Genomic DNA, 13250 nt, shown 5'->3' on the forward strand with positions numbered 1-13250 from the left:
TCTGTAAACAAACGCTTAAGGTAAAGGGCAGTCTAACAAATGCGGGTTGCGATCGCAGGAGCAGGTTTAGCGGGCATGGCTACGGCAATTGACCTAGTGGATGCCGGACACGAAGTAGAGATTTTTGAATCCCGTCCCTTTGTCGGGGGTAAAGTTAGCAGTTGGATAGACCCGGAAGGCAACCATATTGAAATGGGGTTGCACGTCTTTTTTGGCTGCTACTATAACTTATTTGAACTGATGAGAAAGGTGGGGGCGATTGACAACCTTGGGTTAAAAGACCATACCCACATTTTTATCAATACCGGGGGGAAAACTGGCAGTTTAGACTTTCGCTTCATTACCGGGGCGCCTTTTAACGGGTTGAAGGCGTTTTTCACCACATCCCAACTCTCGGTGATTGATAAATTACAAAATGCGATCGCTTTGGGGACTAGCCCGATTGTTCAAGGGTTGGTAGACTTTAAAGGAGCGATGAGGACTATCCGCGAGTTAGATAGAGTTAGTTTTGCGGACTGGTTTCGCAGTCATGGCGGTTCTGAAGGTAGTCTAAAACGGATGTGGAACCCGATTGCCTATGCCTTGGGATTTATTGATACTGAGAATATTTCCGCTCGGTGTATGTTAACGATTTTCCTATTTTTTGCCACCAAAACAGAGGCATCTATGTTGCGAATGTTGACAGGATCTCCGGCGGAATATTTGCATAAACCTATTGTGAATTATTTGGAACAAAGAGGTGTGAAAATTCATACCCGGCGTCGAGTTCGAGAAATACAGTTTTCAGAAATAGAAGGTAAAACTTATGTGACGGGAATGGTAGTCGCCAAAGGAGAAACTGAAGAAACAATTATTGCCGATGCCTATGTTTTTGCCGGGGATATTCCGGGGGTACAAAAAATGATTCCCACCGCTTGGCGAAAATGGTCGGAGTTTGACAATATTTATAAGTTAGAAGCGGTTCCCGTGGCAACGGTACAACTGCGGTTTGATGGTTGGGTGACGGAATTAAATGATCCCCAAAAACGTCAACAACTTAAAGAAGCCGCCGGAATTGATAATTTATTATATACAGCCGATGCGGATTTTTCCTGTTTTTCTGACTTAGCTTTATCCAGTCCGGCGGACTATTATCGAGAGGGACAAGGATCTTTATTACAGTTAGTTTTAACCCCTGGAGATCCTTTTATTAAACAAAATAATCAGGAAATTGCCCAGCACGTTTTAAAACAAGTTCATAATTTATTTCCTAGTTCCAGGGAATTGAATATGACCTGGTATAGTGTGGTTAAATTAGCTCAATCTTTATATCGAGAATCCCCTGGAATGGACGCCTATCGTCCGGCCCAAAAAACTCCTGTTGCTAATTTCTTTTTAGCCGGAAGTTACACACAACAGGATTATATTGATAGTATGGAAGGGGCAACTATTTCAGGACGACAGGCGGCTAAGGCTATATTAGAAACTAGCTTTTCCGATCTTAAACCTTCCCCTGTTGTTGCTGGATAATTGAGGATTTTATCTTAATAATTAGCCTGAAATTTATGATTTTGGCTAATTATTATTTAGGATTCACATTGTATAGCAATACTACAAATTCAATTAGGTAAAATCTTTATAAATTTGTAAATATTATGGCTGATTGGTTAGAACATAGTGTGCAAGTTGAAGTTCCGGTTCCCATTGATATCTCTTGGATTTTGTGGTCGGATTTGGAACAAATGCCCCGTTGGATGAAATGGATTGATTCAGTTAAAATTTTAGAAGATAATCCTGATTTATCCCGTTGGAAATTAGCCACAGGTAATTTGGAATTTAGTTGGTTATCAAGGATTTTAAAACAAATTCCTAATCAAATTATTCAATGGGAATCAGTAGATGGTTTACCGAATCGGGGAGCAATTAGGTTTTATGATCGTCATGGGAGTAGTATTGTTAAATTAACTGTTTCTTATGCCATTCCTGGGATTTTAGGACAACTGATGGATAATTTATTTTTGGGTGGAGTAGTGGAGTCAACCCTACAAAAAGATTTAGAACGGTTTAAGGATTATGCCATAGAATATTATGGTAATTCTTGAAATTAACATCCGTTAAAATCTTTATCCGTCAAATCCCTTTAATCCGTTAAAATCCGTGTTATGAATTTACCCTCATTTTTGTGGTTATGGAAAATTGCGGCTTGGTCGATGGGATTTTCTATCTTCGCTTATGTATTGTTAGCGATGACAGGAGGATGGATGCTATATTCCCGAAAAAATCAACAACCTCGACTTAACGGACTCAGAACTTTTCATTACCTTATAGGTGGGGTAATGGTGAGTTTAGTCCTAATTTTACTAACCGTTGGCTTAGTGGGGACTCTTGGATATTACGGGAGTTTAGGGCATTCAATTCATCTAGGTGCCGGATTAATTGTGGTAAGTTTAGTATTAGGATCGGCTTGGAGTGCTACCCAAATTAATCCTAAAAATACCTGGGCGCGCCCCCTTCATCTTGGCATAAATATGGGTTTATTTTTTGCTTTTACTGCGGTTTCTTTATCCGGGTGGGTAATTGTTCAGAAATATTTACCTTGATGTAATTATTCATACAAAATCTGGTGATCAATAGATTAAAATTTATGACGTTATCTTGACCCCTCAGAAATTCAAAGACTACAGGAAATTAGCCAACAGTCTTTGAGTTTGAATCCTATCCTTATCTCAATCTGAAGCCGAGAAAATATATGCCCAAATTCAAACTGAATTTGAGCAAGTTAAAACCGCACTACAACAAGAATTAAATCCCAGCACCATCTAAAAATTGTTGAATAGTTCTATCTTTTATCCGACAATGGGTAGCCGTCGAAACCGAGTATTCCTGACCATAATGGGTGGTTTGTTCCTGAACCGATAACCTATCGGGGTTGGGACAGTATTCTAATTTCAGAGCCGCTTCGAGTTGATTTTGAGCCACAGAGGATTGCTGTTGTAGGGACTGTACTTGTTGTTCCAATAGTTCAATCCGATCCACTAACATCCTAATCACCTGCGCCTCCGAGTCAGGAAGACTGCCATGTTCGAGGGGATCAATCCGCACCCCAGAGCGATAGACAATCCTACCCGGAATCCCGACCACGGTACAATTAGCTGGAACATCCCGCAGAACCACCGATCCGGCCCCAATCCGAACATTCTCCCCCAATTGAATATTACCTAAAACTTTAGCTCCGGCGCCGACCACCACATTTTCCCCCAGAGTAGGATGGCGTTTACCGCTTTCTTTCCCTGTGCCTCCCAGGGTGACGCCTTGATAAATCAGGCAAAAATCCCCTAAAATAGCCGTCTCACCAATCACAACTCCCATACCATGATCGATGAATACGCCCTTACCAATCACAGCCCCAGGATGAATTTCGATTCCCGTCAGAAACCGAGCCAGATGGGAAATTAGACGGGGGATAAAGGGAAGCCCAAAACCATATAACCCGTGTGCTAGGCGGTGGCATAATAAAGCCTGAAGACCGGGATAGCAGAAGATAACTTCTAACCAGTTGCGAGCAGCAGGATCACGTTCAAAGATAATGCTGAAGTCATGTTGAAGGGTCTTGAGCATTGATTAATAACCCGTTATTGTTATACAGACTACTACTCCCATTTTAGGGGATGACGGTATTTTGATCGGATGTACAATGTATTCTTTTCAGGTTCGGATTTCCGAATTGACCCTTGCAAGATAAGTTTTCCTAATTAATATGCTGTTAATATTCACTTTTTTAATTATGTTTTTGGCAGTTCTGGTCATGGAGGAAGGAATTTTCTCTATCATTGATGTGATCACAGGACTACACTTACCCAATTCGATCAGTTTAGTCGTACTATTAGTCCTACTCTCTTGGTGCTTGGAAGATTAAACTAGGGTTAAAGTCAACCCACAATAACAATCTATTTTAAAATTTGGAGAATTATGGAAACTAATTATTCTTGGGGTCGGAATCGGGATAATCGTCAAACAGAAATTTCCTGGCGAGCCAATCAAAAACGAGAAATTCGTCCCCTCTATCGTGCGGTTTTTTTAATGTTACTCACAACTCTAGCCATGGGTGTGCATTCTTTTCGGTTAGTGCAACTGCAAGTGGTAGATGGTCAGAAGAACCGAGATCGAGCCGATCAAAACCGGATTCGCATGATTCCGATTCCCTCAAATCGGGGTTATATTTTAGACCGCAATGATAAACAATTAGCCGCCAATCGTCTCACCCAGGCTTTATATGTTTGGCCGAATGAACATACCCCCCAGGAATGGGAAAAAATTGCCAAAATCCTCAGTCCAATCATTAATATAACTCCTGAACGAATTTTAGCCCCAATTGAAAAAGCCGGATATCAGTCCGCAGCCTCCGTCAGAATTAGTCAGTTTTTGACCCCCCAAGCCTTTATTTGGTTAGGAGAAAAATCCTTACCCGGCGTGGAAGTCAGAAGCGAATCTAACCGTTATTACCCCGAAGGAAACTTAGCTTCACAGATCCTTGGTTATATTGGTGAAGCCACCGCCGAGGATTTGAAAAAACACCCGCAATGGCCGATGGGGATGGTTGTGGGACAGTTAGGGATTGAAGCCCAAGCCAATCAGAAACTCTCAGGGGTTTGGGGTTCCCGCTTGATTGAAGTCAATAGCATGAACCAAGAATTACGGGAATTGGGCGATAACGAATCTAAAGGGGGAGAAAATGTGAGATTAACCCTCGATTTAGATTTACAAAAAACCGCCGAAGCCGCCCTGGGAGATCGTCGGGGGGCAGCGGTGGCCTTAAATGCCAAAACCGGAGAAATTCTGGCTATGGCCAGTAGTCCCCGATTTGATCCCAATATTTTTACTAAACCCATTAGCCAAAAACAATGGGAAGAACTCCAAAATGGAGATGATCCGTTTTTAAATCGCGCTTTGCAAGGATATCCACCGGGGAGTACCTTCAAAATTGTCTCCTCAGCCGCGGCTATGGGTTCGGGTAAATTTAGTCCAGACTCAGTGATTGGTACATACCCTTCGATTACGGTGGGGGGAATTACCTTTAACGAACATAGTGGGGGTTACGGGGTGATTGGTTTTAGAGATGCCCTCGCCTTTAGTAGTAATACGTTTTATTATCAATTGGGGATGGCTGTAGGCCCGGAAGCGATCGCCGAGTGGGGGAAACGTTTAGGGATTGAGAACAACAGTTTAAAACTTTTAGGGTTGCCCGAAGGCTCAGAGGGATTTATCCCCACCCCAGAGGATAAGGAAAAAACCTATGGGGAACCTTGGTATTTAGGGGATACGGTCACCATGTCGATTGGTCAAGGGACTGTATTAGCAACTCCATTGGAGTTGGCGGTGATGGTAGCCGCGATCGCTAATGGTGGATATCGGGTTAAACCCCATCTTTTGGCGGATTTGACCCAGACCCCGGCAGCTAAACCGGAACCGACGGGACTGAAACCCGAAGCGATTCAGGTGATTAAGGATGGACTCATTTCTGTGGTTGAGTACGGGACGGGTCAAGGGATGAATGATGGTTCAATTCCTCTGACGGGGGGTAAAACCGGAACCTCGGAGGTATCGGGACAAACCGATCACTCCCTATATGTGGCTTTTGGCCCCGCCGAAAATCCTGAAATTGCGATCGCGGTCGTGGTGGAAAATGGGGGTTATGGATCTAAATCCGCCGCTCCTATTGCTAAGGCAATGTTTCAAACTTATTTTTCTAAAAGCAAATCTGGAGGCAAAGGTCAATAAAATCTGAATTAACTTTTTGTCACTAATTCCTTGCACCATTATCCCTTTCTGCCCTCTCCTCCTCCAGACTTTCTCGGCTTTTCATCTTTTTTCAGCAAGCCCTATTTCTACACCTAACCATATTTATAGCAGGGAACAGCCCCCCCAACCCCCCGTGCACGGGGGGCTAGGGGGGGAGGGAACACCGGATAAAAAGACTTCACCGTCTAGCTTTGCTGCATCACTCTTTGTCCTAATAGGTCTGGCGACTGCTATAACCACTAAAGCCCTAGTAAAAACTGGGGCTTTTTTTTAGTGCGATCGGAATCAATTAATTTTCCTAGCGAGTATGAATTACGAATTACGAATTACGAATTAGGTTGACGTTTCCAATCAATGAGGATTTTTACAATAATCTAATGTTTCTAATGAATTAATTTCCCTAGGAGGTAGTTGTTGCGCTTCAGCGCATCTTCTAATTTCCCTAGCGAGTAGGGAGTAAAGAAAATAAGAAGGGGTTTAATCCTTCTTATAGTGTTTTTATTCTGAGTTTCCAATCAATTAATTTCCCTAGCGAGTAGGGAGAGGGAGGGGAATTCCGCCTAACAAGTCTCACATTCCTTTACTGTTTCCAATCAATTAATTTCCCTAGCGAGTAGGGAGACAACTATCCAAAAGATTCGGGTGACGAATGGGAAAGTTTCCAATCAATTAATTTCCCTAGCGAGTAGGGAGATGAAAGAAATTAGTAAGATAAATGTACACAGACTGATGTGTTTCCAATCAATTAATTTCCCTAGCGAGTAGGGAGTTAAAGAAGCGCGGTCTTATAGATTCAAACCAAGAGTTTCCAATCAATTAATTTCCCTAGCGAGTAGGGAGATGAAATTAAACACCGCTTGAGCCGATTCAGAAAGTGTTTTATCGGGTGTTTCCAATCAATTAATTTCCCTAGCGAGTAGGGAGGGGACTGAGTATGACGGTCGAGATAAACCTATTTATGAAGGTGTTTCCAATCAATTAATTTCCCTAGCGAGTAGGGAGGAGTCTTTTGTATGTTCAATATTCACGAAGTGGAATTAAATCAAGTTTCCAATCAATTAATTTCCCTAGCGAGTAGGGAGCGGATTGCTGGGAGCAAACATCTTCCGAAAATGCTTTGTTTTAGTTTCCAATCAATTAATTTCCCTAGCGAGTAGGGAGCCCGTGTCTGGCATAGATAGCCTCGGTTGCCTTTTCGATCTCCGCATTTAAACGGGAGTTTCCAATCAATTAATTTCCCTAGCGAGTAGGGAGTCAATCGCTCTTAACAACGCTAAAGCCGCGTTACTCGCACAGTTTCCAATCAATTAATTTCCCTAGCGAGTAGGGAGCAAAAATAGATTATGAAAGAAGCGTTGGAATTATTGGAAGTTTCCAATCAATTAATTTCCCTAGCGAGTAGGGAGAGCAACATAGAAAGAGTTCCGGCTTTTGTGAAAGGGGCTGCCGTTTCCAATCAATTAATTTCCCTAGCGAGTAGGGAGTCCCCCCATTTTAAACCCAGACGCCATCGGTTGTCTAGGGGGGGTTTGCGAGGCTGCGGAAATTTCATCGGCTGAAACAAGATTTTACTCCTTAATTAAAACGTCAGAACCATTACAGGAAGGACTGGCGAGGCTATAAACCGCAGAATCAATATCATAGACATTCAAGCTTCAGCCTCGCAAAAACCTATAGGGAGGTGTTCCCTAGATTGAACTAACGAGGCAATTAGCAACATCGCTCAACGCTAGTTCATTGTAAGTATTCAGCCAATATTGCTCTAAAAGTGTAGATTTTTTAAGGATTATTGAGTTTTGTGACTTAAACCATAAATATTGTGAAATCCAAGACATAAGGTATCACAGGGTGGTAAAGTCAGTAAATAGTTAAGTGCTGAGAGAATCACATCGGTTAAATCCGTAGATTTAACAAACCTGCCAAATCCTGTTAAGTCTAGTGAATCAACTCAATATGCTCCAACGTTTTGATTAAAAGAACTGTTCTGCACAGCCACCCCTGCAAGCATTCTTAGTATTCAGTTTTATTTTCTTGGATAACTAAGAAAAGACTGACTAGCAATGATTAGTAAAGTCAATTCTGTTCATGAAATGGGAAGTAAGGAATTATGACACTTTTTTGGCAAGCCAAAATTTGGGGTTTGCTGCATGATCCAGTATTGAAAGCATTACATAATACTGGACGAGGTTCAAATAGTTGCTGGAAAGAGCTTCGTGTGATGGAGCAGTGGAGGCAAAATAATTGGAATCCCGAAGAATCTCAAGGAACATTTTTCAAACACATTCTTTTAGCTGATTATATTACTTCAGCCAGTGATCGGTCAGCCATAGGAAGTTTATCAGAAACCGTTAACTATGCTCCGAAAAGTCAATCTAACCAAGGATTAGAAATTCGACATCTTTTGTCGGGTAAATCTCAAATCTGGAAATTACAAAATTCCGATCATGAAACACTAATTAATGCTTCAAATCGAGCCAATTATCTTAATGAAATTGAAGAAAAATTATTTGATTGTCAAATTATTGATCCTACGGATAACCAATTAAAATCAATTCGAGAAATTGAGAATCCTCAAAAAGTATTTTGGTGGTTATGGCGTTGTTTACCGATTGAAGTCTGCAATAGTTTTAGCAATGACCAATCTTTATTCTTAATGCCTGCGGAAACTCGGATTCCCGATGGTTCAATTTGGAGCCATACTAGCTTAACGGCTGCGGTTGCAGGTGCATTAACAGGAACGGATTTAACTGATGAAGTCCTAAAAAGATGGCCGTCTGGTCAAATTCCCTCCCGTCCTTATATTGGAATTTTCAGTTTTTCTCCTGTTCAAGAACTAATAAAAGCTAGTCGCAAAATGCGAGATTTTTGGGCAGGTTCATGGATTCTCCATTATTTATCTGCTAAAGTTTGTTGGGAATTAGCTAGAATTTATGGCCCAGATAGTTTAATTTATCCTTGTTTATTTGAACAACCTTTAATTGATACTTGGTTATTAAAGCAATGGCCAGATTTTAAACAATGGATACCCAAACCCAGATCACAGCAAGTTTTAACAGCAGGTTTTCCTAATGTAATTGTTTTGATTCTTCCTCAAAATGCGGTTAAAGCTGCCATGCAAACTGCCAAGCAAATTTTATTAAAAGAATGGAAGGAATTAAGTCATTTAGTATTTGTAGAATTGCAAGGGCGTAGAAATCCATCTTGGATGCCAAATTTAACAGAAAATAGTAGTAGTTGGAAACTTTGGTTAGATGCACAATGGCAGACCTATTGGAGTGCTTTTCCATTGGGAGATTTAAACCAACAATTAAGAAGTAGCGAAATCTACAAAGAAAATGAAGAACAAATCTGGAGGGATGCTCAGAACAAACTTTGTAATCTCTCTGAAAGAGAATCACTATTTTTAGAGGAAGAAACTCAGTTTTTGCAACGTGCGGGAGAACTAAGAAAACAGAAACAACATCGCTATCCTTCTAGTGTTAATGTCGGCTCTTGGTGGCCTCATATTTTTGACCAAACTCGATTCGCTCTAACTTCAATAAAAAATGCACGCACCTGGGAAATTCCGACTGCTTTTGGCCCCCGTTCAACAATTTCAGGATTAGGCCCTGTTGTTCATCCTGATCAACATATTGATAAACATGATTGGTTAACTGAAGGAGATAGTCGGATACTCTGGAAACAAGATGCCGGGTTATTTGATGGTATTGAAGAACTCAATGCCACCGAAACAGTCAAGCGAGTATTACATAAAGTTTTACCTGAACTATTGAACTTAAATGAGCATGAAATTGCTGGGTCTTATCCAGATTTAACCGCAGGAGTAGCAGGATATCTGAAACTAAATTCTGAGAAATTAAATTCTGACCATGTTGATCATTTTCATAACGCTTGTCAAGGGATTTTAGATGATTTTGATTGGGCAAATAACGTTATTTCTCAAATGCAAAGTAAATGGGGTATTCCCTGGGTTGATGGTCAAAATCAATTCCAATCCTATCATCCCCGTTTACTCAATGCCGGATGGCTAGTTGAGGATAAGAAAAATCTTAATCTTCAAGAACGGCAAGAATTACGCACTCAAGTTCAAACTAAAATTGATAGTTATTATCCTCAAAATAATCCCGCATCTTGGTATGTAATTGCTGCTGGTGATGGCGATGGGATGAGCGAATGGTTGAAAGGAAAACACTTGAATCCTTATCAAGATTATGTTCCTAATCAATTATTAAATCAGATGGAAAAACCTCCTGAAGAAAAAAGCTCGCTTTTTGAATTAGAGAACTCTGTACGTCAATCTTTTCAAGCATTCTTGAAACAGAAAAAGCGTATGGGGCCATCAACTCATGTTGCATTAAGTCGAGCATTATTGGATTTTTCTAATCAATTGGTTCCCTATATAACTGAACAACGTTATGCTGGACGGTTAATTTATAGTGGAGGAGATGATGTTTTAGCCTCTACAAATCTATGGGAATGGGATAGCTGGTTATGGGATATTCGAGAGTGTTTTAAAGGTAATCCTGACCCTGGAAATCAGTTTTCTAATGATGGAGATTATTGGCAATGGAAAGGCGAAACTCTACCTAATAATTTAGCAAAACGTCCTTTGTTTACGATGGGGCATAAAGCTACTATTAGTTTTGGTATTGTGATAGCCCATCATTCTGTTCCAATGGCGATCGCATTAGATAACCTTTGGGAAGCAGAAGCACAAGCTAAAGAGCATTTATCTCCTGACAAACAGAAAAAAAATGCTATACAAGTTCGGGTAATTTATGGTAATGGTAATGTCTTAAAATCTACGACTAAGTTTGAGACTTTTAACACTTGGCGAAAGTTGATAGAATTGCCTAAATTAGATAGTGCAATTTTTGAACAAGCTGCAACGATTTGGAATCAACATCCCGCTCCGGTTTTTGAAGCGATCGCTCCTTGGACTCAATCTTTTTGTTCTCGACGGGAACAGTTTGAATCTCTTGAAGAACAGGAAGATTTTAAACGGAATTTAACTTCATTTTTAGAAAATTTATGGCAAACAACAACGAAAAAAGATTATATGCTGCAAGTCAATAATTGGCTAAAATTAGCAGCTTTTATTCTGAGAAATCGCCAGATTAAATTAGGAGGAAAATCTTAATGTTTTGGTATAAAATAACGCCAATTGATGTGTTATTATTTAGAGATGCTAAACCTTTTACTCCAGGTGAACGAGCCTGGGCAGGGAGTATTTTCCCTCCAAATGGTCATACATTAGGGAGCGCCATTCGGTCTTATTTAGGAACAAGTGACCCAGTTGATTTAAAAGGGCCTTTTTTCTCCTATCAAAATCAACTCTATTTACCTCGTCCTTTAGGATTTGTGGGTTCAATACCCTTAATTCCTTTAGCTTGGAGTCAGAATTCTAATCTTAATCAAAGTCTCTGGAATACTGAAAAACCTTGTCCGTTAGTTAAAGTATATTCAAGTAATGATTCTGAGGATGAAGACAATCAGGAACTTAAATTTCGCCAATATCTAAGTTGTAATACTGTCTCACAATTCTTAAAGACAGGAAACATTAAAAAACAGGATTGGTTAGCGAAAGATGATACAGAAACAGAACTTTGGAAAGTAGAAACTCGTTCCCATAACACCATCCAAGAAGGGACTCGTCAAGTTAAAGATTCTGATGGTTATTTTGTAGAAAATACTATCCGAATGGCAACGGGTTGGAGTTTAGCTATTGGTCTAAATCAAGATATCAAAACTCCGGCTATTATTCAACTCGGAGGAGAAGGACATCGCGCTATTTTGGAAAGGTGCGAACCTCTTGACCAACAATGGCAAACTCTCAAAAACACATCGGATAAAAACTTTGAAACTGGGGGTAAATCCATTGCTTATTTAGTAACACCTGGGGTATTTGAACGGAAACATGATGCAGGCAAATCCATCTGTCGAGCATGGCCCTGGGAATGGAAACTAGCTCACACGACTAATCATAATCAAACCCCAGGTTCGTTAGTGAGTGTTGCTACAGAAAAACCCGTTGCTATTAGTTGCCGATTTCGAGAAAAAACCGAAAACAAAAGCATTCCCGCACCTCAAGTATTTGCTGCATCCCCAGGGAGTCTTTATTATTTAGAGAAACCCGAATCTTTATTTCAGGATAATGCGGGGATGAAAGCCAATAATTGGCGAAAATTGGGATACTCTGAATTACTTTGGATTAATTATCAAGGAGAATCATGACCGATTTAGTGTTTTTATATTTACTCTCTCCGTTACATACGGGAGGAACAACTCAAGAGGGAAATTTATTAGGAATTGCCAGGGAATCCCATACTAATTTACCCTATATTCCTTCTAGTACCATTCGAGGTAAAATCAGAGCTAGTGTGAGCGATCGCATTACCCTGGTTAAGTTATTTGGCCCTGATTTAAAGGATTTAGAAAATCCCGAATTTTTGGATAATTATGAATTAGAAATCGATAAAAGACTCACTCAATTAGAACAAGGAGATATTTGGATTGGAGATGGTTCCTTATTATGGTTGCCCGTTCCTTCTTTGAGTCATGGTGTAGTATGGATTAGTTGCCCGCTTTTATTACACCGTTGGGCAAGATTCAACCCCAATTTACCCGAAATTCCGGCTCCTTATAGCACTAATTTATCGGGTTCTAATATTTATCTCAAGGATGCAATTTTAAAACAAAATGAACTTTTAGCTTGGAACAATTGGAAAGAGTTTTTCCCTCAAAATAAAGTAACTAAATCTGTGCAACGGGTGTTATTACTTTCTGATCAACATTGTGCCACATTAGTTCAAATGAGTTTGTGGCGACAAGTCAAAGTAAAACTTGATCAGCATAAATCCGTTGATGGTGGTTTTCGTTATGAAGAAGCGATTCCCCCTGATACTTTAATGTATTTTCCTTGGGGAATTACATCACAAGCTAATGGCACAGCAGAACAATCAAAAACAGATTTTCAAGACTTGCTTTCAGGTAATGAGGTTTTGCAAATTGGAGGTCAAGAAAGTTTGGGACGGGGTTTTGTTCAATCTTGGTTAAATTGATTATTTAAGGAGTTAAAACTATGACCTTTGATCCGCGTACTATTGCTACTCCTGTTTATGAGGCATTATCAGGACTGCGAACTCAATATAACAATCAAGATGCTCGTCTTAAAGAACAAAAAAGCCAAGCTGTTGAACTTTATACCTATCTTTCTACTTGGGGAATAATGCGGCTTAAAGCAGAAGAAACGGCGTTAAGTCAAGACGGTAAAAAAGATGTGGTTAAAAAATATTTTGCCTGTTTAGAACAACTGTCAGAAATCAAAAACCTAGCAAATTCTGATGGACTCAAGACTCTTAAAACATTAGGAACCGATGAATATTTGGGGTTAACAGGTTTGGGTCTAACTGTAGCTCAAGAATTTAGCTTTTGGGCAAATGCTATTTATCACGATATCAAAGGAGAATAAA

At 40.1% G+C, this 13250-nt stretch carries 9 protein-coding genes and 1 CRISPR repeat array; of the genes, 8 read left to right on the forward strand and 1 reads right to left on the reverse strand.

Going from position 1 to position 13250, the window contains the following annotated elements:
* Positions 1 to 39: 39 nt before the first annotated feature.
* The 3 genes from zds to NMG88_RS18090 all read left to right on the forward strand — a co-directional run bounded on the left by zds (position 40) and on the right by NMG88_RS18090 (position 2579).
* Positions 40 to 1509, forward strand: coding sequence for a 9,9'-di-cis-zeta-carotene desaturase (gene zds, locus NMG88_RS18080; protein ID WP_227350450.1), 1470 nt, complete (start codon positions 40 to 42; stop codon positions 1507 to 1509).
* Between the two features lie 125 nt (positions 1510 to 1634).
* Entirely contained in the window at positions 1635 to 2081 is a 447-nt protein-coding gene (locus NMG88_RS18085; RefSeq protein ID WP_026796253.1) for an SRPBCC family protein, read from the forward strand.
* 60 nt (positions 2082 to 2141) lie between these two features.
* The gene (locus NMG88_RS18090) at positions 2142 to 2579 is read left to right on the forward strand and encodes a DUF4079 domain-containing protein (protein ID WP_042153634.1); all 438 of its coding nucleotides are present in this window, start codon (positions 2142 to 2144) and stop codon (positions 2577 to 2579) included.
* Positions 2580 to 2781: 202 nt separating this feature from the next.
* Here the strand turns inward: NMG88_RS18090 and cysE are convergent, their stop codons facing one another.
* Positions 2782 to 3597 carry a serine O-acetyltransferase gene (cysE, locus tag NMG88_RS18095; RefSeq protein ID WP_042153631.1) on the reverse strand — a complete coding sequence of 272 codons (816 nt, stop codon included), beginning with the start codon at positions 3595 to 3597 and terminating at the stop codon, positions 2782 to 2784.
* Positions 3598 to 3948: 351 nt separating this feature from the next.
* Between cysE and mrdA the strand changes: the two genes are divergently transcribed.
* The 5 genes from mrdA to NMG88_RS18120 all read left to right on the forward strand — a co-directional run bounded on the left by mrdA (position 3949) and on the right by NMG88_RS18120 (position 13249).
* The gene (gene mrdA, locus NMG88_RS18100; protein WP_254035676.1) at positions 3949 to 5757 is read left to right on the forward strand and encodes a penicillin-binding protein 2; all 1809 of its coding nucleotides are present in this window, start codon (positions 3949 to 3951) and stop codon (positions 5755 to 5757) included.
* A gap of 528 nt (positions 5758 to 6285) precedes the next feature.
* Positions 6286 to 7262: a CRISPR direct-repeat array (repeat unit 36 nt; unit sequence GTTTCCAATCAATTAATTTCCCTAGCGAGTAGGGAG).
* A gap of 623 nt (positions 7263 to 7885) precedes the next feature.
* Positions 7886 to 10918, forward strand: a complete 3033-nt coding sequence (gene cas10, locus NMG88_RS18105; protein WP_254035677.1) for a type III-B CRISPR-associated protein Cas10/Cmr2 — start codon at positions 7886 to 7888, stop codon at positions 10916 to 10918.
* Complete coding sequence (locus NMG88_RS18110) at positions 10918 to 12012, forward strand: type III-B CRISPR module-associated protein Cmr3 (RefSeq protein ID WP_042153626.1); 1095 nt, start codon at positions 10918 to 10920, stop codon at positions 12010 to 12012. Before cas10 ends, NMG88_RS18110 begins: the two co-directional genes overlap by 1 nt.
* Entirely contained in the window at positions 12009 to 12839 is an 831-nt protein-coding gene (gene cmr4 / locus NMG88_RS18115) for a type III-B CRISPR module RAMP protein Cmr4 (RefSeq protein ID WP_227350448.1), read from the forward strand. Before NMG88_RS18110 ends, cmr4 begins: the two co-directional genes overlap by 4 nt.
* Positions 12840 to 12859: 20 nt before the next feature.
* On the forward strand, positions 12860 to 13249 hold the full coding sequence (locus NMG88_RS18120) for a hypothetical protein (RefSeq protein WP_042153622.1): 390 nt from the start codon (positions 12860 to 12862) through the stop codon (positions 13247 to 13249).
* Position 13250 lies beyond the last annotated feature (1 nt).

The organism is Planktothrix agardhii, from assembly GCF_904830935.1.
Classification (GTDB): domain Bacteria; phylum Cyanobacteriota; class Cyanobacteriia; order Cyanobacteriales; family Microcoleaceae; genus Planktothrix; species Planktothrix agardhii.